The following is a 22,203-nucleotide window of genomic DNA, read 5'->3' on the forward strand; positions in this document are numbered from 1 at the left end:
AGGCGGCGGTGACCCGGCCCGTCGGCCGGTCGCTGCGGCTCGGCCCCGTCGGGCGGGCGCCGGAGGGTCGGCGCCGTGGGGCGGAGGTGTGGTGGCTCAGCCCTTGATCGCGCCCTGCATGATCCCGCCCACGATCTGCTTGCCGAACAGCAGGAAGGCGATGAGCAGGGGCAGGGTGCCGAGGAGCGCGCCCGCCATGATCACCGCCTGGTCGGGAACGTAGCCGGTGCCGAGCGAGTTGAGGGCGACCTGCACCGTGGGGTTCTGCTGGTTGAGCGCGATGATCGGCCACAGGAAGTCGTTCCAGGCCATCACGAACGTCAGCAGCCCGAGCACGGCCATCGCCGGCCGCGCCGCGGGGAAGACGACGTGCCACACGATGCGCAGACTGCTCGCGCCGTCGACCCGCGCCGCCTCGATCAGCTCGCTGGGCAGCGCCTGCACCAGGTACTGCCGCATGAAGAACGTGCCGAAGGCGCTGACCAGGGTGGGCAGGATGACCGTCTGCAGCTGGTTGGACCAGCCCAGCTCGCTCATCCACAGGTACAGCGGCACGACCGCCAGCTGCGGCGGGATCATCATCGTGCCGATGGTCAGCAGCAGCAGGACGTTCGAGAACTTGAACCGCAGCTTGGCGAAGGCGAACCCGGCGAGCGTGGAGAACAGGACCGTGCCGACGGTGATGGTCGTGGCGACGATCGTGCTGTTGAGCATCGCGGTGCCGAGTCCGCCCTGCTCCCACGCCGCCTCCAGGTTCTTGAAGAGGTTCCCGCCGATCCACAGCGGCGGGGGCGTCTCGGCGAGCCGCTGGTTGGTGCGCGAGGCCGCGACCACCGTCCACAGCAGCGGCGCCAGCGAGACGAGCGCGAAGACCGCCAGGACGACATACGTGACGGGCCCCGCGTGCAGTTGCTTGCCCGCGCCGAGAAACCGGCGGCGCCCGGGGCCGGCCCTGTTCTCCTTCTCCGCCGCATCCATCACCTGAGGGGGTGTCAGTTCACGTGTGGTCATTGTGACTTCCTCAGCCGTCGGGTGATCAGCAGGTTGACCGCGGCGACGATCAGCAGGATCAGGAACATCGTCCAGGCGATGGCGGACGCCTTGCCGAGGTTGCCGATGATCCAGCCCTGGTCGTACATGTAGAGACCGAGCGTCTGGTACTGGTGCTCGGAGCCGCCCTTGGAGCCGCTGGCCCCGCCGAACAGCAGCGGTTCACCGAAGAGCTGCGTCGCGCCGATGGTGGAGACGACCACCGTGAACAGGATCGTCGGCCGCAGCATCGGGATCGTCACATGGCGGAACTGCTGCCAGCGGCCCGCGCCGTCCAGGGCCGCCGACTCGTACAGGTCGGCGGGGATGGCCTGCATCGCCGCGAGGTAGATCAGGGCGTTGTAGCCGGTCCACCGCCAGATCACGATGGAGGAGACGGCGAACTGCGAACCCCAGGTGGACTCACGCCAGTTGACCGGGTCGACCCCGACGAAGTCCAGCAGCCAGTTGATCATGCCGCCGTCCCACGAGTACAGCAGCACGAACACCAGGGTCGCCGCCGCCACCGAGGTGGCGTACGGGGTGAGCATCACGACCCGCCACACGGTCGAGCCGCGCAGCTTGTAGTTGAGCAGGTGGGCGATGCCGAGCGCCATGATCAGCTGCGGCACGGTCGAGATGACACCGATGGTGAAGGTGTTCTTCAGCGCGGTCCAGAAGAAGTCCGAGGAGATCAGGTTCCGGTAGTTGTCCAGGCCCACCCAGGTCTGCTGGTCCAGGTTGGACAGCTGCACGTTGTGCAGCGAGTACCAGGCCGTGTAGAGCAGCGGGATCAGCCCGAAGGCGCCGAAGAAGATGAAGAAGGGGGCGATGAACGCGTACGGCGACGCCTTCATGTCCCAGCGGTACAGCCGGCTGCGCCAGGAGTCGGGGCCCCGGGGCGGTGTACCGCGACCTTGAGCACGGCGCGCCGCGCCCGGCTGGTCACCGGGCGCGGCGTCGGCGCTCGACGCGGATCGCGCGAGAGCCTGCTTGGAGCTGGTCACTGGCCGAGCACGTCCTTGATCTCCTTGGTGGCCGCGTCCCAGCCCTGGGCCGGGGACTTGCCCTTCTGCTCGACCTGAAGGATGCCGATGTCAGTGATGGCGGTACCGATCGGCTGGTCCTTGACGCCGAAGATCTGCGTCGGGATGGTCTTCGCCGAGTCGGAGAAGATCTGCGTGATCGGCGCGTTCGAGAAGAACGCCGTCGTGGCGGCCTGCGGCTTCAGGCTCGGGTACGCCGCCGGGATCGACGGGAAGCTCGCCTGCTTGGCGAAGACCTTCGCCTGCTGCTCGGGGGCGGTCAGCCACTTCGCGAGGGCGATGGCCTCCTTCTGGTGCTTGCCCGCCGTGGGAACGCCGACGAACGCGCCGCCCCAGTTGGCCGCGGTGGGCGCCGCGGCGATGTCCCACTTGCCCTTGCCGGCGTCACCGGACTTCTCCTGGATGTAGCCGATCATCCAGGCGGGGCAGGCCACGGTCGCGAACTTGGCGTTGGCGAAGGCCTGGTCCCACGGCTTGTCGAACTGCTTCAGCTTCGCCGACATGTCACTGGTGGCCACCTCCATCGAGGCGTCCCAGGCCGTCTTCACTCCCGAGGACTTGTCCCAGATGACGTTGGCGTCCTTGTCGTAGTAGCGCTCGGGCTCCCCACCGAGTGCCGCGTTGTAGACCGAGGAGGCGGAGTCCACGAACTTGGTGCCCTTGGGCGCCTTCTTCATGTAGTCCTTGCCGACGTCCACGTACTTGGACCAGTCGCCCTTCCACTGCTCGGCGAGCTTGGTGCGGTCCGTCTCGAGGCCCGCCGCCTTGAAGAGGTCCTTGCGGTAGCAGACCGCCATCGGGCCGATGTCGGTGCCGAGGCCGATGGTCTTGCCGTCCTTGGTGGTGGCCTGGGCGGTCTTCCAGTCCAGCCACTGGGACTTGTCGACCTCCTTGCCGAGGTCGACGAACTTGTCCGCCTGCGTCTGCACCGCCTCGGCGATGTTGCCGATCTCGATGGCCTGGAGGTCGTCGGTCCCGGAGCCGGCCTGCAGACGGGTGAGGGTCTTCGGCCAGTACACGTCGGTACGGGTGGTGACGTTCTCCTTGATGGTGATGTCGGGGTTCTGCTTCATGTACTCGTCGTAGAGGCCGGCCTGCTTGTAGCCGAAGACACCGAAGGTGCCGACGGTCAGCGTGGTCTTGCCGCCGCCGCTGGTACCGCCGTCCGAGTTCGACGAGCCGTCGTCCCCGTCGTCGGCGCAGCCGGCCAGCAGCCCCGTCGTAAGTGCGGCGGCGGCCGCGAGGGCCACCAGCCTGCGGGACCCGCGGGTACTCGTGCGCATTGCGTCCTCCTGTTGCCTGACGTGCCGACCCCCCGGCCAACTGCATTGTTGGGCCCGTGTGTTCACGCTGCGGCTCGGGCGGGGAACGTGCGGGATGTGTATGTGTCAGGTACTGTGGGAGCGCTCCCACAGGTGATGTGTTGAAGGTTCGTCGCTCGGCGCGGGGGTGTCAAGGGAGAGGACATAGAGATATGTCTTCAGTTATCGGGCTGTTAGCTAACGGCGGTTGGGTTCGGGAGAGTAGGTCTCCGACGGTTTCGGAAAGGCTTCGGGACGGCTCCGGATCGGCCTCGGAGTGCTTCGCCCCGGACTCGCCGAGGAGCCCCGGGCGGGGCGCCGGGCGGGTACGGCCGGGGCGCGGAGGACCCGTCTCCGGGAGCCCGGCCCCGATCACGACTGTTACATTCCAGGCCAAGCGCGGTGCGAGCCGTGTCGGACGGGAGGCGGACCATGGCAGTCCACGGAGCGCGGAGCCGGAGCGGCGGGCGGCCGACCCTCGAGGAGGTCGCCGCGCGCGCCGGGGTGGGCCGCGGCACGGTCTCCCGTGTGATCAACGGCTCTCCGCGGGTCAGCGACGCCACCCGGGCGGCCGTCGAGGCGGCGGTCGCGGAGCTCGGTTACGTGCCGAACACGGCCGCCCGCGCGCTCGCCGCCAACCGCACCGACGCGATCGCCCTGGTCGTTCCCGAGCCCGAGACGCGCTTCTTCGCCGAGCCGTACTTCTCCGACATGCTGCGGGGCGTGGGCGCGGCCCTCTCCGACACCGAGCTGCAGCTGCTGCTGATCTTCGCCGGCAGTGACCGGGAGCGGCGGCGGCTGGCCCAGTACCTGGCGGCGCACCGCGTGGACGGGGTCCTGCTGGTCTCGGTCCACGCGGACGACCCGCTGCCCGATCTGCTGGCCCAGCTGGAGATCCCGGCGGTGATCAGTGGTCGCAGGTCGGCGGACGAGACGCTGCCGTCCGTGGACTCGGACAACTTCGGCGGCGGCCGTTTCGCCGTGGAACACCTCATCGCCCAGGGCCGCCGCACCATAGCCCATCTCGCCGGACGCCTCGACGTGTTCGGCGCCCAGCGCCGCGTGGACGGCTACCGCGCGGCCCTGCGCGACGCGGGCCACGAGGTCGACGAACGGCTGATCGTCCCCGGGGACTTCACGGAGGAGGGCGGCCGTCGCGCGATGAAGGAGCTGCTCGCCGTCTGCCCGACCCTCGACGCGGTCTTCGCCGGGTCGGACGTCATGGCGGCCGGCGCCCGGCAGGTCCTGCGGGAGGAGGGCCGCCGTATACCCGAGGACGTGGCCCTCGTCGGCTACGACGACTCGGCGATCGCCCGCCACATGGACCCGCCCCTGACGAGCGTGCGCCAGCCGATAGAGGACATGGGCCGCGCGATGCTCGACCTGCTGATCGACGAGATCGCGGACCGCCGCCCGGCGGTCTCCCGGGGCCTGGAGCGGCGCCAGCTGGTACTTCCCACGGAGCTGGTGGCACGCCGCTCGTCGTAGGGCGGGCGGTGGCAACCGGGCGGGCGGCGGACGAGGCCCGGCCGTCGGGCGGTACGGCGCCGCCGGGCGGGCGCCGGTCGGCGGGCTACGGCGGCACGGGCGGGGCTGTCGTCATCGCGGCAGGGACGGGCGGGGACAGAGCAGGGACAGGGCAGGGGTCGCGCTGTCAGTCGCGCTGTCAGTTGCGCTGTCATCGGGTCAGGGACCACACCGCCCAGGCGACGAGGACCGCGCCGACGACGACCAGCGCGGCGGACACCGGTCGCGGCAGGCGAGCCCGGGCCCGAGTCGGTGAGGGGGGCGGGCCCGACGGCCTGTCGGCCGCTCGGTAGGCCGTCCCGGGCTGCGCGTAGGGAGCCACGTTGGGGGCCTGGCCGTCCCAGCCTCCGCCGGCGAGTCCCCGTTCGAGGAGACCCGTGGCATACCGCCGCCACCGCGCTCCCGCCGCGTCCGTGAACTCCACGACCCCGAGCGCCGGGTTGTGCACCACGTCGCTCACGGGCAGTACGGCACCGGCCCCCTGCCCGGCGTGCAGAAGACCGCCCGCGAGGCCCGTCGGAAGCGGCAGGCCGTCGTAGCGCGGGGCGACCTCCCTGATGGGCTGGTCGCTGCCGTTGGTCACCTGCAGTTCCCATCCGGCCCACTGCTCGGCCAGCGGCGACCGCCGGCTTCTCATCATGACCTGGACCAGGGACGCCTGGGCCACCTCCGCCCGGTGCGAGGCCTCCCGCACGAGTCGGCTCTCGCGCTCCGCGACCGCCCGTTCCAGCGACGCCACCCGGGCCGCCTCCCGGACGGAATGCCGGTGTCCGGCGTAACTCGTCACCACCCCGGCCACACCCACCACGGCCCCGACGACCGCCACGACTGCCTCAAGCATGGTCATCACTCTGGCGGGGTGCGGGAGGGCAGTCCAGTACACCGGTCGATCCGAGCAGGCCGTGCGGGGGAGCGGGGCCTGTCGTACGGGACGCGGGCACACGGTCCGCCGCTCCGGAAAGCACTCGAGGGCCGACCCGCTCTCGCGGATCGGCCCTCGAACCATCAGGGTGAGTGACGGGACTTGAACCCGCGACTTCCTGGACCACAACCAGGTGCTCTACCAGCTGAGCTACACCCACCATGACCGGCAATTCCTCTGGTGATTCACCATGAGTGGTTCACCGACCGGCCGAGAAAAAGTGTACAGGGTCTCAAGGGGTGCTCGCGCCCGAGTTCCTGGAGGGGGTCACTGCGCGGGCAGGACGTGCTTCGAGGCGATGGTGCGGGCCGTGTCGGAGTCGGGTCCGGGCTGGGGTACGAAGATCGCCTCGCGGTAGTAGCGGAGCTCGGCGATCGACTCGCGGATGTCGGCCAGCGCGCGGTGGTTGCCGTTCTTGTCGGGGCTGTTGAAGTACGCCCGGGGGTACCAGCGGCGGGCCAGCTCCTTGACGGAGGAGACGTCGACGATGCGGTAGTGGAGGTACGCGTCGATGGCCGGCATGTCCCGCAGGAGGAAGCCGCGGTCCGTGCCCACCGAGTTGCCGCAGAGCGGGGCCTTGCCCGGCTCCTTGACGTGCTCACGGATGTAGGAGAGGACCTGCTCCTCGGCGTCCGCCAGGGTCGTGCCCGCGGCCAGCTCGTCGAGGAGGCCCGAGGAGGTGTGCATGGCGCGCACCACCTCCGGCATCGTCTCCAGCGCGGCGTCCGGCGGGCGGATCACGATGTCCACCCCCTCGCCGAGCACGTTGAGCTCCGAGTCCGTCACCAGCGCGGCCACCTCGATGAGCGCGTCGTCCGACAGCGAGAGACCGGTCATCTCGCAGTCGATCCACACCATGCGATCGTTCATGGGGTCACCCTACGGCCCGCTTCCCCGCCCGGGCAGGCCCGGGACCTCGGCAGTCGTGGTCTCGGGCCGCACACGGCGCCGGCCCCGGACCGCAGAGGGTCCGGGGCCGGTACACAACGCCACCACGTGGCTACGGCGCGCTTCGCTGTCCCGGCAGACTGTGCCGCCCGGCCGCGTACAGCTCCGCCCCGGCCCGCCCCGTCTCCGTGGAGAAGGACGACGTCGCCGGGCCGACCGCGTGGGCGGCCGCCGTACGACGGGTCTGGAACGGGACGGGTGCCTCGTGCTGCGGCACCGGCGGCGGCGGTGGCGCGGAGCCGTCCGGATCCGTCTGCTTCTCACCCTGCGGGCGGCGCGCCCGGTACGCGGCGCGGTACGCCGCGGGTGAGGAGCCGAGCTGGCGGCGGAAGTGCCCGCGCAGCGCGACCGGCGAACGGAATCCGCAGCGTCCGGCGACCTCGTCCACGGAGTAGTCGGACGTCTCCAGGAGCCGCTGCGCCTGGAGCACCCGCTGGGTGATCAGCCACTGCAGGGGAGCGCTCCCGGTGAGCGAGCGGAACCGGCGGTCGAACGTACGCCTGCTCATGTACGCGCGTGCCGCCAGCGTCTCCACGTCGAACTGCTCGTGGAGGTGCTCCAGGGCCCAGGCGACGACCTCCGCGAGCGGGTCGGCGCCGATCTCCTCCGGTAAAGACCGGTCGAGATAGCGCTCCTGGCCGCCACTGCGCCGGGGTGGCACCACCAGACGGCGGGCCAGTGCTCCGGCGGCCTCGTTGCCGTGGTCCGTCCGCACTATGTGCAGACAGAGGTCGATCCCGGCCGCCGTGCCCGCCGACGTCAGTACGTCGCCGTCGTCCACGAACAGCTCACGGGGATCGACGTGCACCGACGGATAGCGCTTGGCCAGCGTCGGTGCGTACATCCAGTGTGTCGTCGCCGGACGGCCGTCCAGCAGTCCGGCCGCCGCCAGGACGAAGGCGCCGGTGCACAGCCCGACTATGCGGGCGCCCTCCTCATGTGCCCGGCGCAGTGCGTCGAGCGCCTCCTCCGGTGGCGGTGAGGTGATCGACCGCCAGGCCGGCACGACGACGGTGCCCGCCCTGGAGATCGCCTCCAGCCCGTTGGGCGCGGTGAGTTCCAGGCCTCCTGTGGTCCGCAGTGGGCCATCCTCACCGGCACACACCAGTAGTCGGTACCGCGGCACGCCGGCGTCCTGGCGGTCAATCCCGAACACCGACAGCGGTATCGAACTCTCGAAGATGGGGCCGCCGCTGAACAGCAGCACCGCGACGATCTCCTTGCGGCGTCGCCCGGAAAGCTTCCGGGCCGCGGCTTCCGGCGCGGCAGTGGAGTCGTGGCTCATACTGCTAAGCCCCCCTCGGTGGTCGCGGCTCCCTCTACCTTTCGGGTCTGTCGCTCCAACACGTTTCCCCTCGGTCCTGCACGAGTCCCCCGCCGTAAGACGTCAAGATCGAATCTACTGTGTCGCATGGTGCCGAGGTGGCCAGTTCAGCACTCGGCAGATTGTCGACATGGCAACTTGGCGTGAAGCATTCGATCACGAAGCGTTGCACTCGTGGGCCGCACAGGGAAGTGCGCCTCGTCCCCGTGGCCGGTCCCCATAGGGTGCGGGCACCTTACTGGACCCTTTCGGTGCAGGTCGAACGAGGGTTGGGGGCCCGTTCGGCCAAGGGATGCGCGGTGTGCAGAAGTTGGCTGAAAACCAACGGGCCCGTGCGTACAAACCGGTCAGTCGACCGGACCGCTTCCGCCCGCGTGCCGGCCCCCGCGACGGGCGCCCGCGCCGACCTTCTCGTGCCGCACATGATGGGGTGTCTGCTCCTCGGTGCGCAGCCGCACCGCGCCGCGCTCGGACCGGCGCAGCAGGACCCGGCAGGCCCCGGTCACCGCGGCGAGGCCGAGGGCCGTACCGGCCGCGCCCGCCAGTGAGGTCCCGTAGCCGACGAGGACCACCGGGACGAGGACGCAGCTGAACGCCGCCCAGCGGACCACGTCGCTCACCGTGTCCTGGGCTGCGGGCGTCCCGGAGGGCGGGCGGGGCGCGGTCGAGGGTCGTCCGGACACGGTGGTGCTCCCTGAAGCGGTGGCTTACCGGGGTTCAACGCGTGTTCGACCGGCCGGTCACGGGGTGTTTCCCCGGGATGCCCCGGCAGGCTCCGCGGGCTTCACCCCGGGCCGGAGCGGCGCCCGCGGCTGCGCGGTCCGCTGATCGCGCGGTTTCGGCCCGCCGTCGAGGGGTGCGGGGCCTGCCCGGGGGCGCCCTGTGCAAACCGCCTGTACGGGGCAGCAACCATTGCGTTACGGGCGCCCTCTCGTGCATGCTCCGGGGAACCCTCCCGTGCCGAGAGCGGGATATGGGCAGAGGAGGCGTGCCGCCGTACCCTTGGGGGTATGGGGTTGGGAAGATGATTCCCGGACACAGCCCCGCCGTATCTGTCGTCCCACCCACGAGGATCCGAACGCCGAGACACTCATGGCCGGTCACGAATTCGAACCCGCGGACCGCAAGCGCCCCGTCGCCGATTCCACGGCGGCCGAGCCCTTGGCGGCGGAAGAGGCACGTCAGTCCTGCGACCCCGCTTTCAAGCACGGTGTCGTCGTGGGCTTCGACGGCTCGACGTCCAGTGAGCGCGCCCTCGCGTACGCGATCGGAATGGCCTGCCGCTCCGGCTCGGGCCTGATCATCGTCCACGTCGCCAACCGGCTGCCCACCACCGTGTGGGCCGGCTGCGAGCCGCCGGTCTTCGTCGACGTGCCGGACCACCGCACCGAGGTGCTCGGACTGGAGCTCGCCTGCGCGGAGTACCTGGCCGAGGTCCCCTGGATCCTTGTCGAGCGCGGCGGCGACATCTGCCACGAACTCGAAGAGGTGGGGCGGGAGTACGAGGCCGACGCCATCGTCGTCGGCTCGACCCACGGCATCGTGGGGCGCATCTTCGGCTCGGTCGCGGGCCGGCTCGCGAAGCGCGCGCAGCGCCCGGTGGTCGTCATTCCGTGATCCGGCGCTTCCGCCGTTGTCATACCGTAACTCGACGTTGTCCCAGGTGAGATGAGCCGTGGGAAGCGTCAACCCCCTTTGCCCGTCCGGTGAATCTACTGGCGCGTAAATGTGTTTGTGCGCTTGTGAAGGGCATAAAGGGGTCACCGCACAACAGCACATGCACGAAGGGAGCCCGCCGTGGACAATGACGTCTCCGCGGGAAGCACCACCACGATCCTCGGCCACCTCGCGCTCGGACTCACCCTGCTGGCCTTCGGCCTCGGGCACACCGGGATGATCGACGGCGTCACGGCGGCCGACTCCGTCCCCCTCGCCACCTACGTGGGCGGCATCGCGCTCTTCGTAACCGGTCTCATGGCCTTCCGCGACCGCGACGCGTTCACGGGCACGGCCTTCGCCGGACTCGGAGCCCTCTGGTTCACCTGGGGCGTCGCCGCGGAAGCCTCCGGCAACGCCGCGGGACTGTTCCTGCTGCTCTTCGCACTCGTCGCGCTCAGCCTGACCCTCGGGGCGTCCGCCTCGGCTCCGCTGACGCGGGGCGTGTACGGGCTGCTGTTCGTGGCGATGCTGCTGCTCGCCGTCGCCCGCTTCGGCGACTCCGCGGGGCTCGCCGAGGTGGGCGGATGGTTCGCGGCGGTCGGCGGACTGGCCGCGTGGTACGCGGCGACCGCGGCGCTGGCCCACTGGCCCGCGGCCCTGCCACGACGTGCTGCCGGCCGGGGCGTGACGGCTCCTGGCTGACGGCAGCCGGCCGGGGTAATGGGCGGCCCCGGCGACGAGAACGGACCCTCCGTGTCTGGTGGCGACACGTGAGGGTCCGTTCCGTCTGTCGGACCTCCGCGGGGGCATGGAGGGATCGCGCCCACGCGGCGGAGCCGTGGATGTCACAGCCCCGCGCCCCCTGAGGGGCGCGGCCCTGTACGGGGAGGCCTACTCCACCGTCACCGACTTCGCCAGGTTCCGCGGCTTGTCGATGTCGCGGCCGAGGAACAACGCCGTGTGGTAGGCGAGGAGTTGGAGCGGGATGCCCAGCAGGATGGGGTCGAGTTCGTTCTCGTTCTTCGGGACGACGATCGTCTGGTCGGCCTTCTCCTGCTCTTCGTGGGCCACGGCGAGGATCTTGCCGCTGCGGGCCTTGATCTCCTCCAGGGCCGCGCGGTTCTTCTCCAGCAGGTCGTCGTTCGGGACGATCGCGACCGTCGGCAGCGCGGGCTCGATCAGTGCGAGCGGGCCGTGCTTCAACTCCGAGGCGGGGTAGGCCTCGGCGTGGATGTACGAGACCTCCTTCAGCTTCAGCGAGGCCTCACGGGCCACCGGGTAACCGCGGACCCGGCCGATGAAGAGCATCGAGCGCGCCTCGGCGTACTGCTCGGCGAGCTTCTTGATCTCGTCCTCCTGGGCGAGGATCTCCGTGATCTGGCCGGGCAGCTTCCGCAGGCCCTCGATGATCCGCTTGCCGTCGGAGACCGACAGGTCGCGGGTGCGGCCCAGGTGCAGCGCCAGGAGCGCGAAGGCGACCGTGGTGTTGGTGAAGCACTTGGTGGAGACCACGCACACCTCGGGCCCGGCGTGCACGTACATGCCGCCGTCGGCCTCGCGGGCGATGGCCGAGCCCACGACGTTCACGATGCCGAGGACGCGGGCGCCCTTGCGCTTCAGTTCCTGCACCGCGGCCAGGACGTCGTACGTCTCACCGGACTGCGACACCGCCACGTACAGGGTGTCGGGGTCGACGACCGCGTTGCGGTAGCGGAACTCCGAGGCGGGCTCGGCGTCCGCGGGGATACGGGCCAGCTCCTCTATCATCTGGGCGCCGATCATGCCCGCGTGGTACGAGGTGCCGCAGCCGAGGATCTTCACCCGGCGGATCAGACGCGCCTCACGGGCGTCCAGGTTGAGGCCGCCGAGGTGCACGGTCGAGAACCGGTCGTCGATCCGGCCGCGCAGCACCCGGTCCACGGCCTCGGCCTGCTCGTGGATCTCCTTGTGCATGTACGTGTCGTGGCCGCCCATGTCGTAGGAGGCGGCCTCCCACTCCACGGTGGTCGGCTCGGCCGTGGTGCGGGTGCCCTCCGTGGTGTACGTACGGAAGTCGTCGGCCTTCAGGGTGGCCATCTCGCCGTCGTCGAGGGTGACGATCTGGCGGGTGTGGGTGACGAGTGCGGCGATGTCCGAGGCGACGAACATCTCCTTCTCGCCGATGCCGAGGACGACCGGGGAGCCGTTGCGGGCCACCACGATGCGGTCGGTGAAGTCGGCGTGCATCACGGCGATGCCGTACGTGCCCTCGACGACCCGGAGGGCCTCGCGGACCTTGTCCTCCAGCTTCTCGGCCTGGGAGCGGGCGATCAGGTGGGTGAGGACCTCGGTGTCGGTCTCGGAGAGGAACTCGACGCCGTCGGCCTCCAGCTTCTTCCGCAGGTCGGAGGCGTTGTCGATGATGCCGTTGTGGACGACGGCGACCTTGTTGTCGGCCGACATGTGCGGGTGCGCGTTCTCGTCGGAGGGGGCGCCGTGGGTGGCCCAGCGGGTGTGGGCGATACCCGTGGTGCCCGCGAAGCGCTTGGGGACGCGGGCCTCCAGGTCGCGGACGCGGCCCTTGGCCTTGACCATCTTCAGGCCGGCCGTCTTCGGGGACGTCACGACGATGCCCGCCGAGTCGTAGCCGCGGTACTCCAGGCGCTGCAGGCCCTCCAGGAGGAGCGGCGCCACGTCACGCCTGCCGATGTATCCCACGATTCCGCACATACAGAAGGTTCCTAGCCGTAGACGATGCGGCGCACCTGCCGGAGCGTGAGCTCCGGGGGTGCGACCGCGCGGTATTTGAGGTCCGCCGTGATCCTTTCGAAGATCGCCGAGTTGACCAGGCCCTGTGCCTGGAGCTCCCGGTGGCGGCGACGGACGAAGTCCTCGGTCGTCTCGTCGAAGTAGGCGAGCACGTCCTGGATCACCCGCAGTGCCTCGCCCCTGCTGAGGGGCGAGGAGCGCGTCAGGTGATCAACAAGTTCGTCGTGCACCCGTCGATCCTGAGGTAAAGGGCTGGCAATCGCAAGAATCCTGCCCGATTTCGGGCAGGAGGCTGTTGAAACTCTTATGGGGGCCTGTTCGGGGCCTGTTCACTCTGTGGTCCGCGGCGCGATGGTTGCCAGGAGCACCTTTCGGCCATGGACACTCCACGCATGGGCGTACCGGACGAGCTCGCCGCGCGCATGAACATGGCCGAGCAGCACGAATACCTCCGCGCCAGATTCTCGCGGCGCACGATGATCAGGGGCGGCGCCGTCACACTGGGCGCCGTCGCGGGCGGGGCCTTCGTGCCCGGCGCCGTCGCACAGGCCGCCGTACCCACGCGGACGGCCACGAAGGCCGAGAAGGTCGACGGCGCTCTCGTCGCCCCGTTCGGCCGCCACCTGGCCTGGGGCAACGACCCCCGCACGGAGATCACCGTCTCCTGGCAGGTCCCGGTCGCGGTGAAGAAGCCCTTCGTCCGCGTCGGCGCCCACCCCTGGGACCTCTCCCACAAGATCGACGCCGAGGTCCGCACCCTCTTCACCCCGGCCGGCGTCGGCGCGAGCGGCAACCACACCCAGTACTACGTGCACGCCAAGCTCACCCACCTGCGGCCCGGCCGGACGTACTACTACGGAGTCGGCCACGCGGGCTTCGACCCGGCCGAAACCCATCTGCTGGGCACGCTCGGCACCTTCACCACCGCTCCCGCGCACAAGGAGCCGTTCACCTTCACGGCCTTCGGCGACGAGGGCGTCAGCTACCACGGTCTCGCCAACAACAGCCTCCTGCTCGGCCAGAACCCGGCCTTCCACCTGCATGCCGGGGACATCGCGTACGCCGACCCGTCCGGCTCAGGCCAGGCCTCCGACACCGGTTTCGACTCGCGGGTCTGGGACCAGTTCCTCGCACAGACCGAGTCGGTGGCCAAGTCCGTGCCGTGGATGCCCGCCTACGGCAACCACGACATGGAGGCCTGGTACTCGCCGAACGGCTACGGCGGCGAGGAGGCCCGCTGGAACCTCCCGGACAACGGGCCCGACCGGAAGAACCTGCCGGGCGTCTACTCCTTCGTCTACGGCAACACGGCGGTCGTCTCCCTCGACGCCAACGACATCTCCTTCGAGATCCCGGCCAACCTCGGCCTCTCCGGCGGCACCCAGACCAAGTGGCTGGAGGCGCAGCTCAAGAAGTTCCGCGCGGACAAGGACATCGACTTCGTCGTGGTCTTCTTCCACCACTGCGCGTACTGCACCTCCACCGCGCACGCCTCGGAGGGGGGCGTGCGCCAGGAGTGGGTGCCGCTGTTCGAGAAGTACACGGTCGATCTGGTCATCAACGGCCACAACCACCAGTACGAGCGCACGGACGTCATCAAGGCGGGCAAGGTCGCCAAGAAGCTCCCGATCGGGGGCACGGCGTACCCCGAGACCGACGGTGTGGTGTACGTGACGGCGGGCGCGGCCGGGCGCAGCCTGTACGCGTTCACCGCCCCCCTCTCCTACGAGGGGCACGAGAACGAGGTCGACTCCGTCGCCTCCTTCATCAACACCAAGGAGGGCAAGGTCGACGAGACGGTCACCTGGTCGCGGGTGCGCTACCTCGACTACTCGTTCCTGCGGGTGGACGTGACACCGGCGTCACGGGGGCGTCTCGCCACGCTCAAGGTGCGGGGGATCGCGGAGACGGGCGAGGAGGTCGACCACTTCACCGTGGCGCGTCGGGTCCGCTGAGCCCGGCGTGCCGCGGCGGCCGTGGGCGGGCGGGGGTCGGGCGAGCCGTCCCCCGCGCCCCCGGAGGGACTACATGCCCCTGAGCACCGCCTGTTTGGCCAGGGTGAACTCCTCGTCCGTGAGGACGCCGGTCCGGTGCAGGTCGCCCAGTTCGCGCAGGCGGCGCAGCAGGGCGTCGTGGTCGGGAGCAGGGGCGGCGGCGAGCTGCTTCGGCGGCGCGTCCGCCGCCGCCGTGGCCGACGGATGCGCCAGCCGGGCCTGGACCGCCGCCGCGACCAGGGCCATCGGGTCCTTCTTGAAGCCCCACAGCTCCACGGCGTTGGGGTCGTACTTCGGCGGTACCTTCGTGGGCGCGCCCCGGACGGTGAAGCGCAGGTGTCCGCTCTCCAGGCCGACCGCGGGATGCCACTCCACGGACCGGATGTCGGCCAGGTCGAGCGTGCGGGCGCCGGCGGCCGCCTTGGCCTCCTCCGTCTTCCAGTTCCACTCCAGGTGGACGCGCTCCCCGTCGAAGCTCACGGTGCCGTCACCGGCGGAGACCGACAGGGGCACCGCGGGACCGGGCAGCAGATAACGGTCGACGGCGGTGGCCGGTACCTCGTTCAGGAGCAGCGCGCCCCGGATCTCGTCCACGAAGTACTCGGCGACGCCGTAGCGGTCCGACTCGACCGTCAGCTGGTAGGGGTCGGCGGAGTCCACGAGCCGACCGCCGGTCGCCTGGAGCAGCGGATCCGCGCCCTCGCGCAGCCGGAGCCTGAGCCGGCCCGACTTCCTGCCCTGCTCGAACGAGACTCCCGCCAACGCGGCCAGCGGGACCGTCAGTTCACCCAGCGTCCTGCGCAGCGGGCCCACGCTCTTGTCGCGGCCCGGTACCAGCAGCAGAGCCTCGCCGTCGAAGGTCCAGGTGCCGTTCCGCTGGATGATTTCCGCCATGAGGGGGATTGTTTCACCGGCTCTGCGGGAGAGTGGTCTATACCCATTCGAAGGGAGCGCATGTGAGACAGCACAGAACGCCCCGTCTGCTCGGTACGCTGCTGCTCGTGGCAGCCGCAGGTATCTCCGTGGTCGGCGCGGCACCGTCCGCGGCCGACCGTACAGTCACTCCGCTGAGCCGGGTGGTCCCGGCTCCCGCCTCGGTCGACCCGGGCGGATCCCCCTACCGGATCACCGGCGCCACACGCATCCGCGTGGACGACTCACGGGAGTCCCGCCGCATCGCCTCGTACCTCGCCGGAGTCCTGCGCCCCTCGACCGGCTACCGCCTCCCGGTCACGGACGGCCCGGGCGACGACGGCATCCGGCTCCGCCTCACCCGCAAGGACGCCGCTCTCGGCGAGGAGGGCTACCGGCTGAAGAGCGGGAAGGGCGCTGTCACCATCACGGCCCGGGAGCCCGCCGGGCTCTTCCACGGCGTGCAGACCCTGCGCCAGCTCCTGCCCGCCGCCGTCGAGAGCGACTCCGTGCAGCCGGGCCCCTGGCCGGTCGCCGGCGGCACCGTCACGGACACCCCCCGCTACGGCTACCGCGGCGCGATGCTGGACGTCTCCCGGCACTTCTTCACCGTGGACCAGGTCAAGCGCTACATCGACCAACTGGCGCTCTACAAGATCAACAAGCTGCACCTGCACCTCAGCGACGACCAGGGCTGGCGCATCGCGATCGACTCCTGGCCGCGGCTCACCACGTACGGCGGGTCCACCCAGGTCGGTGGCGGCGCGGGCGGCTTCTACACGAAGGCCCAGTACAAGGACATCGTCCGGTACGCCTCCTCGCGGTACCTGGAGGTCGTGCCCGAGATCGACATGCCCGGGCACACCAACGCCGCACTGGCCTCGTACGCGGAGCTGAACTGCGACGGAGTCGCCCCGCCGCTCTACACCGGCACCGAGGTCGGCTTCAGCTCGCTGTGCGTCGACAAGCCGGTGACGTACGACTTCGTGGACGACGTGATCCGTGAGCTGGCCGCGCTCACACCGGGCGAGTACCTCCACATCGGCGGCGACGAGGCCCACTCGACGAGCCACGAGGACTACGTGGCGTTCATGGACAGGGTCCAGCCCGTCGTCGCCAAGTACGGGAAGACCGTGGTGGGCTGGCACCAGCTGACCGGGGCGACCCCCGCGAAGGGCGCGCTGGCCCAGTACTGGGGCCTGGACGGTACGAGCGCCGCCGAGAAGGAGCAGGTCGCGAAGGCGGCCCGGAACGGCACCGGGCTCATCCTCTCCCCGGCCGACCGGGTCTACCTCGACATGAAGTACACCGAGGACACCCCTCTCGGCCTCGACTGGGCGGGCCTGGTGGAGGTGCGGCGGTCGTACGACTGGGACCCGGGCAACTACCTTGCCGGGGCGCCGGGTTCGGCCGTACGGGGTGTCGAGGCGCCGCTGTGGACGGAGACCCTCTCGACCTCGGCGCACCTCGAGTACATGGCGTTCCCGCGGCTGCCGGGCGTGGCCGAGCTGGGCTGGTCGCCCGCCTCGACGCACGACTGGGACCGTTACAAGGTGCGGCTCGCGGCACAGGCACCGCGCTGGGACGCGCTGGGCATCGACTACTACCGGTCGCCGCAGGTGCCCTGGCCCGCCGACTAGTCGACGCGACGGCGGGCGCCCCCTGGGACCGTACGTGGGGACGCCCGCCTGCTGGTGGGGCCGCGGGGCCGATGCCCGCGACCGGTGACTACAGCCCCGCGATGGGGTTCTTCAGGCTTCCGACGAGCTGGAGGGCCCCGGCCGGATCGGCGAGGTCGACCATCTGCTCGTTGTCGCGCAACTGGAGCCGGTTGAGGCAGGACAGCGCGAACTCGGGCGCGAACATGTCGTACTGCGCGAACTTGTCCGCGAGTTCGGGCGTGGCCGCCTGGTAGTCGCGTACGCAGTCGGCGACCGTCCGCCAGAAGTCGGCCTCCTCCAGGACGCCCTCGCTCGCCAGGTTCGCGGCCAGGAAGCGGAAGAAGCAGTCGAAGACGTCCGTGAAGAGCGACAGCAGCTTCTTGTCCTCCGGCACGTCCACGCGCAGCCGCTCGACCGTCGGCGGCAGGACCGCGTCCGGGTCCATCACGGCGATCTCCTCGGCGATGTCCTTGTAGATCGCCCGCTCGACCACGCCGTCCTTCAGGACGAGGATGACGTTCTCGCCGTGCGGCATGAACACCAGGTCGTACGCGTAGAAGCTGTGCAGCAGCGGCGTGAAGTACGCGCGCAGATAGCGGCGCAGCCACTCCACCGGCGGCAGCCCCGAGCGCTCGATCAGCGCGGCCGCGATCGAGGAGCCCTCGTGGTCCACGTGGACGAGGGAGGCCATGGTGGCCAGGGACTCGCCGTCCCCGAGCGAGGAGACCGGGCTCTCGCGCCACAGGGCGGCGAGCATCTTGCGGTACGGGGAGTAGCGGTCGGTGGCGGCCTCGTACTCCAGGTGCCGGTAGCCGACGGCCGCCCGCTCCCGGATGATCGACAGGCCGGTGGACCGCAGCAGCGGGTCGTTGTCGATGAGCTGCGCCAGCCAGTCGTTGATGGCCGGGGTCGCCTCCATGTACGCGGCGGACAGCCCGCGCATGAAGCCCATGTTGATGACCGACAGGGCCGTCTTCACATAGTGCTTCTCGGGCGCGCTCCTGTTGAAGAACGTCCGGATCGACTGCTGGGCCAGGTACTCGTCGTCGCCCTCACCCAGGCACACGAGGTGCTGCTGGGCGACCTCGGCGGCGAAGGTCACCGTGAGCTTGTTCCACCACTGCCAGGGGTGGACCGGGATGAAGAGGTAGTCGGCCGGGTCGAGGCCCTGGTCGCGGAGCGTGCCGTGGAAGCGGTCCACGGTCTCCTTGCCCAGCTCGTCCCGGAGGAACGACTCGTACTCGATGCCCACGCCGGCCGTGAACGCGGCCCGCGAACGGTGCGCGGCCAGCCACACCAGCCGTACGGGGCTCGCCGTCTCCGGCGCGTACGACAGGTACTCGTGGACACCGAAGCCGAGCCGTCCGTTGTTGGCGACGAAGCAGGGGTGGCCCTCGGTCATGCCCGTCTCGATCTCCTGGAAGCCGCTCTCCGCGAGCTCGGCGGAGGTGAGTTGCGGCTTGGTGAGCTTGTAGCAGGTGCCGGAGAGCGTGGAGGAGATCTCCTCCAGGTACACCGGCAGCACCTTGTCGCTCAGGCCCAGCGACTTCTTCAGCTCGATGAAGAAGTCCAGTGCGGCGAGCGGGAGTTCGGCGCCGTCACGGGTCCGCGTGATCGAGTCGGCGTCGACCTGCCAGTGGTCGAGGAGGTGCTCGGCGGCGGTGAAGCGGTAGTGGGTGAGGCCGTCGTCGCTGCGGACGACGTACGAGCCGTCGCCCCGCGCCTCGGGCGAGATCAGCCGCTCGTGGGCGAACTCGGCGAGCGCTTTGCGGATGAGGAGGCGGTTGGCCCGCGCCCAGCGGTGGGGGGACAGGTGCGCCACGGCGTCGGACAGGGTCATACGGCCACTCCTCGGGTCGCCAGGCTGCGTCGGTGCAGGAAGCTCTCGCGTGTGCAGAAGGAGAGCAGCGCACGCTTCTCCGGCTTCTGGATCTCGTGCGCCGGTACGAAACCGACCATCTCGTTCAGTGCGTGCACCGCCTTGTTGGTGACGTCCGGTTCGACGACGACCCGGCGGGTGCGCGGGTCGGCGAACAGCTCGTCCATCACCGCGGTGATGACGGCCCGGGTGAAGCCGTGCACGGGCCGGTCGGTGGGGGCGACCAGGAAGTGCATGCCGACGTCACCGGGCTCGGGCTCGTACAGCCCCACCAGCTCGATGTACCGGGGGTCGTACTTCTCCATCAGGAACGCGGGCCGGCCGTCGTGGAGGCCGAGATACGCGTGATGGTGCTCGCTCGCCGCGATGGACATGTACTCCCGCTCCACGTCCTGCAGCTTCGCGTCCTGCATCAGCCAGAACGCCGCCTTGGGGTGCGTCACCCAGGAGTGCAGCAGCTCGGCGTCCTTGAGGGGGTCGAGCGGGCGGATGCCGAGCGTGCCCACGGTGTTGCCGGTTCCGGCGGCGCTCATACGGCGAACTCCTGGAACGCGATGGACTTCTCCACCGGGTAGTACTCGGTGCCGAGCAGCTCCCGGATGATGCACGCGTTGCGGTACGCGCCCATGCCGAGGTCCGGTGACGTGATCGAGTGGGTGTGGACGCCCGCGTTCTGCAGGAAGATGCCGCGGCCGGTCGTGTCGATGGCGTAGTTGCGGGCCACGTCGTGGTTGCCCTGCTCGTCGTACAGGATGCGGTCGCGCACGGGCTTCAGGAAGGCGGGCTCCACGTACTTGTAGCCGGTGGCCAGGATCAGGCCCTCGGACTGCAGCTCGTAGTCCTTCTCCTGCTCCTCCTGGCGCAGGCCCAGGGTGTACGTGCCGTTCTCGTGAGCCACCGTGCCGAGCGAGGAGTTGGTGAGCAGGCGGGTGGGGACCGGGCCGCCGAGGTTCTTCTGGTAGAGCAGGTCGAAGATCGAGTCGATCAGCTCGCCGTCGATGCCCTTGAACAGGCCCTTCTGCTCCGTCTGGAGGCGGTAGCGGGTCCGCTCGGGCAGCGCGTGGAAGTAGTCGATGTACTCCGGGGAGGTCATCTCCAGCGTCAGCTTGGTGTACTCCAGCGGGAAGAACCGCGGGGAGCGCGTGACCCAGTTCAGCCGGTAGCCGTGGACGTCGATCTCGCTCAGCAGGTCGTAGTAGATCTCGGCGGCGGACTGCCCGCTGCCGACGAGCGTGATCGACTTCTTGGCCTGCAGCTCCCGCTTGTGCTGCTGGTAGCGGGAGTTGTGGATGAAGTCCCCGCCGAGGCCCTCGCAGGCCTCCGGTATGTGGGGCGGAGTGCCGGTGCCGAGGACGAGGTGGCGGGCGCGGAACACGTCACCGGCCGTCGTGCGGACGGCGTACACGTCGTCCTCGTACGTCACCTCCTCGACCGTCGTGCTGAAGCGGACACCGGAGAGCTTCGAGGCGGCCCAGCGGCAGTAGTCGTCGTACTCGACGCGCAGCGGGTAGAAGTTCTCGCGGATGTAGAACGAGTACAGACGGCCCGATTCCTTCAGGTAGTTGAGGAAGGAGTACGGGGACGTCGGGTCGGCCAGGGTGACGAGGTCCGACATGAACGGGGTCTGGAGGTGCGCGCCCTCCAGGAACATCCCGGAGTGCCACTCGAAGTGGGGCTTGGACTCCAGGAAGACACCGTCGAGCTCGTCGATCGGTTCGGTGAGGCAGGCGAGGCCGAGGTTGAAGGGGCCCAGGCCGATACCGATGAAGTCGTGGATGCGCACGGCGGATCCAGGAAGCGCGGGTTCAGGAAGCGCGGTCAAGGGACTCTCCCAGGTACTGCTCGGCGTGGCCGGCGATCAGGTCGAGCACGGCGGAGATGTCGTCCGTCGTGGTCTCGGGATTGAGCAGGGTGAACTTGAGGAAGTGGCGGCCGCCGACCTTCGTGCCGGCGACCACCGCGTCGCCGGAGGCGAACAGGGCCTTGCGGGCGTACAGGTTGGCGCGGTCGATCTCGGCCGGGTCGGTCACGGCGGCCGGTATGTAGCGGAAGACCAGGGTGGAGAGGGACGGCTCGACCACGACGTCGTACCGCGGGTCGGCGGCGAGCAGCTGCCAGCCCTTCTCAGCCAGTTCGCAGACCTCGTCGAAGAGCTGCCCGATGCCGTCGGCGCCCATCACGCGCAGCGTCATCCACAGTTTGAGGGCGTCGAAACGGCGGGTGGTCTGCAGGGACTTGTCCACCTGGTTGGGGATGCGCTCCTGCACCGCGCGGCGCGGGTTGAGGTACTCCGCGTGGTAGGTGGCGTGTCCCAGGGTGGCCGCGTCGCGGACCAGGACGGCGGACGAACTCACCGGCTGGAAGAAGGACTTGTGGTAGTCCACGGTCACGGAGTCGGCGCGCTCGATGCCGTCGATGCGGTGCCGGTTCCTCAGGGACGCGAGGAGGCCGCAGCCGTACGCCGCGTCCACGTGCATCCAGGCGCCGAACTGGTCGCACAGCTCGGCGATCTCGGGCAGCGGGTCGATCGAGCCGAAGTCCGTGGTGCCGGCGGTCGCGACGACGGCCATCGGGACCAGACCCTCGCGCCTGCAGCGCTCCAGCTCGTGGGCGAGCGCGACCGTCTGCATGCGCTTGTCGCTGCCGACGGGGATCGACACGACGGAGTCGGCGCTCAGACCGAGCAGTTTGGCCGACTTCCTGACACTGAAGTGGCTCACCTCGGAGGCGAAGATCCGCAGTTCGGCGTGCGAGCTGCTCTTGGCCTCCTCGCGGGCCAGCAGCAGCGCCTGGAGGTTGGACTGCGAGCCGCCGGAGGTGAACACGCCGTCGGCGGCGGGCCCGAAGCCGATGCGCTCGTTGGTCCAGTCGATGAGCCTGCGCTCGATGAGGGTGCCGCCGGCCGACTGGTCCCAGGTGTCGAGGGAGGAGTTGACGGCGGACAGGACCGCCTCGCCGAGCACGGCGGGTATGACCACCGGGCAGTTGAGGTGGGCGAGGTAGCGGGGGTGGTGGAAGTAGATCGCGTCCCGGAGGTAGACGTCCTCCAGCTCGTCCAGCACCGCGGTGGTGTCGTGCAGGGGCTTGTCGAGGTCGATGCCCTCGATGCGGGGCGCGAGGGCGTCGACCGTGACACCCGTGAACGGACGGTCGGTGGTGGCGAGTTTGGCCGCCACCCGCTCGATTCCTTCGGTCACGGAGCGGCGGTACCGCTCCGCGGTCGTGTCATTGAGCAGGTGAGAGCGCATGGGGG

General features: G+C 69.9%; 19 protein-coding genes and 1 tRNA gene. 5 read left to right on the forward strand and 15 right to left on the reverse strand.

Going from position 1 to position 22,203, the window contains the following annotated elements; all coding sequences use genetic code 11:
• Positions 1–96: 96 nt before the first annotated feature.
• From KUF83_RS32675 to KUF83_RS32685, 3 genes are read right to left on the reverse strand one after another with little or no spacing between them, the layout of a single operon-like run.
• Positions 97–1,011 carry a carbohydrate ABC transporter permease gene (locus KUF83_RS32675; protein ID WP_217458628.1) on the reverse strand — a complete coding sequence of 305 codons (915 nt, stop codon included), beginning with the start codon at positions 1,009–1,011 and terminating at the stop codon, positions 97–99.
• Positions 1,008–2,036, reverse strand: a complete 1,029-nt coding sequence (locus KUF83_RS32680; RefSeq protein ID WP_217458629.1) for a carbohydrate ABC transporter permease — start codon at positions 2,034–2,036, stop codon at positions 1,008–1,010. The genes KUF83_RS32675 and KUF83_RS32680 overlap by 4 nt, the downstream gene beginning before the upstream one ends.
• The gene (locus KUF83_RS32685; RefSeq protein ID WP_217458630.1) at positions 2,033–3,358 is read right to left on the reverse strand and encodes an ABC transporter substrate-binding protein; all 1,326 of its coding nucleotides are present in this window, start codon (positions 3,356–3,358) and stop codon (positions 2,033–2,035) included. The genes KUF83_RS32680 and KUF83_RS32685 overlap by 4 nt, the downstream gene beginning before the upstream one ends.
• A 450-nt stretch (positions 3,359–3,808) precedes the next feature.
• Here KUF83_RS32685 and KUF83_RS32690 point away from each other — a divergent pair, with 450 nt between their 5' ends.
• Positions 3,809–4,864 (forward strand): LacI family DNA-binding transcriptional regulator, encoded by a 1,056-nt coding sequence (locus tag KUF83_RS32690; RefSeq protein WP_217458631.1) that lies wholly within the window; start codon positions 3,809–3,811, stop codon positions 4,862–4,864.
• Between the two features lie 190 nt (positions 4,865–5,054).
• On the opposite strand, the gene KUF83_RS32695 is transcribed toward KUF83_RS32690, so the two are convergent.
• The 5 genes from KUF83_RS32695 to KUF83_RS32715 form a co-directional block, all read right to left on the reverse strand.
• Positions 5,055–5,744 carry a hypothetical protein gene (locus KUF83_RS32695; protein WP_217458632.1) on the reverse strand — a complete coding sequence of 230 codons (690 nt, stop codon included), beginning with the start codon at positions 5,742–5,744 and terminating at the stop codon, positions 5,055–5,057.
• A 168-nt stretch (positions 5,745–5,912) separates the two neighbouring features.
• Positions 5,913–5,985 (reverse strand) — tRNA-His (locus KUF83_RS32700).
• A gap of 107 nt (positions 5,986–6,092) precedes the next feature.
• Positions 6,093–6,695: an oligoribonuclease gene (orn, locus tag KUF83_RS32705; RefSeq protein ID WP_217458633.1), complete on the reverse strand. Its 603-nt coding sequence runs from the start codon at positions 6,693–6,695 to the stop codon at positions 6,093–6,095.
• 130 nt (positions 6,696–6,825) lie between these two features.
• The gene (locus KUF83_RS32710; RefSeq protein ID WP_217458634.1) at positions 6,826–8,058 is read right to left on the reverse strand and encodes a helix-turn-helix domain-containing protein; all 1,233 of its coding nucleotides are present in this window, start codon (positions 8,056–8,058) and stop codon (positions 6,826–6,828) included.
• A gap of 386 nt (positions 8,059–8,444) precedes the next feature.
• A complete protein-coding gene (locus KUF83_RS32715) occupies positions 8,445–8,780 on the reverse strand; it encodes a hypothetical protein (RefSeq protein WP_217458635.1) in 336 nt (111 codons plus the stop codon).
• 409 nt (positions 8,781–9,189) lie between these two features.
• On the opposite strand from KUF83_RS32715, the gene KUF83_RS32720 reads away from it, so the two are divergent.
• Positions 9,190–9,714 (forward strand): universal stress protein, encoded by a 525-nt coding sequence (locus KUF83_RS32720; protein ID WP_217458636.1) that lies wholly within the window; start codon positions 9,190–9,192, stop codon positions 9,712–9,714.
• Positions 9,715–9,894: 180 nt separating this feature from the next.
• The gene (locus KUF83_RS32725; protein WP_217458637.1) at positions 9,895–10,458 is read left to right on the forward strand and encodes a GPR1/FUN34/YaaH family transporter; all 564 of its coding nucleotides are present in this window, start codon (positions 9,895–9,897) and stop codon (positions 10,456–10,458) included.
• A gap of 189 nt (positions 10,459–10,647) precedes the next feature.
• On the opposite strand, the gene glmS is transcribed toward KUF83_RS32725, so the two are convergent.
• Together glmS and KUF83_RS32735 are read right to left on the reverse strand one after the other, a co-directional pair.
• Positions 10,648–12,465, reverse strand: coding sequence for a glutamine--fructose-6-phosphate transaminase (isomerizing) (gene glmS / locus KUF83_RS32730; protein WP_217458638.1), 1,818 nt, complete (start codon positions 12,463–12,465; stop codon positions 10,648–10,650).
• A gap of 11 nt (positions 12,466–12,476) precedes the next feature.
• Complete coding sequence (locus tag KUF83_RS32735) at positions 12,477–12,734, reverse strand: hypothetical protein (protein WP_217458639.1); 258 nt, start codon at positions 12,732–12,734, stop codon at positions 12,477–12,479.
• A gap of 162 nt (positions 12,735–12,896) precedes the next feature.
• Here KUF83_RS32735 and KUF83_RS32740 point away from each other — a divergent pair, with 162 nt between their 5' ends.
• Positions 12,897–14,459, forward strand: coding sequence for a metallophosphoesterase family protein (locus KUF83_RS32740; protein WP_217458661.1), 1,563 nt, complete (start codon positions 12,897–12,899; stop codon positions 14,457–14,459).
• 69 nt (positions 14,460–14,528) lie between these two features.
• Here the strand turns inward: KUF83_RS32740 and KUF83_RS32745 are convergent, their stop codons facing one another.
• On the reverse strand, positions 14,529–15,392 hold the full coding sequence (locus tag KUF83_RS32745; RefSeq protein ID WP_217458640.1) for a DUF4429 domain-containing protein: 864 nt from the start codon (positions 15,390–15,392) through the stop codon (positions 14,529–14,531).
• 62 nt (positions 15,393–15,454) lie between these two features.
• On the opposite strand from KUF83_RS32745, the gene KUF83_RS32750 reads away from it, so the two are divergent.
• Positions 15,455–17,050 carry a beta-N-acetylhexosaminidase gene (locus KUF83_RS32750; RefSeq protein WP_217458641.1) on the forward strand — a complete coding sequence of 532 codons (1,596 nt, stop codon included), beginning with the start codon at positions 15,455–15,457 and terminating at the stop codon, positions 17,048–17,050.
• 88 nt (positions 17,051–17,138) lie between these two features.
• Here the strand turns inward: KUF83_RS32750 and KUF83_RS32755 are convergent, their stop codons facing one another.
• Genes KUF83_RS32755 through desA form a run of 4 tightly spaced genes read right to left on the reverse strand, consistent with a single transcriptional unit; the run spans position 17,139 to position 22,198 of the window.
• On the reverse strand, positions 17,139–18,911 hold the full coding sequence (locus tag KUF83_RS32755; RefSeq protein WP_217458642.1) for an IucA/IucC family siderophore biosynthesis protein: 1,773 nt from the start codon (positions 18,909–18,911) through the stop codon (positions 17,139–17,141).
• A complete protein-coding gene (locus KUF83_RS32760; protein WP_217458643.1) occupies positions 18,908–19,483 on the reverse strand; it encodes a GNAT family N-acetyltransferase in 576 nt (191 codons plus the stop codon). Before KUF83_RS32760 ends, KUF83_RS32755 begins: the two co-directional genes overlap by 4 nt.
• Entirely contained in the window at positions 19,480–20,772 is a 1,293-nt protein-coding gene (locus KUF83_RS32765) for a lysine N(6)-hydroxylase/L-ornithine N(5)-oxygenase family protein (protein ID WP_254644705.1), read from the reverse strand. The genes KUF83_RS32760 and KUF83_RS32765 overlap by 4 nt, the downstream gene beginning before the upstream one ends.
• Positions 20,756–22,198, reverse strand: a complete 1,443-nt coding sequence (gene desA / locus KUF83_RS32770) for a lysine decarboxylase DesA (RefSeq protein WP_217458644.1) — start codon at positions 22,196–22,198, stop codon at positions 20,756–20,758. The genes KUF83_RS32765 and desA overlap by 17 nt, the downstream gene beginning before the upstream one ends.
• Positions 22,199–22,203 lie beyond the last annotated feature (5 nt).

The organism is Streptomyces sp. BV286 (assembly GCF_019090165.1).
GTDB lineage: Bacteria > Actinomycetota > Actinomycetes > Streptomycetales > Streptomycetaceae > Streptomyces.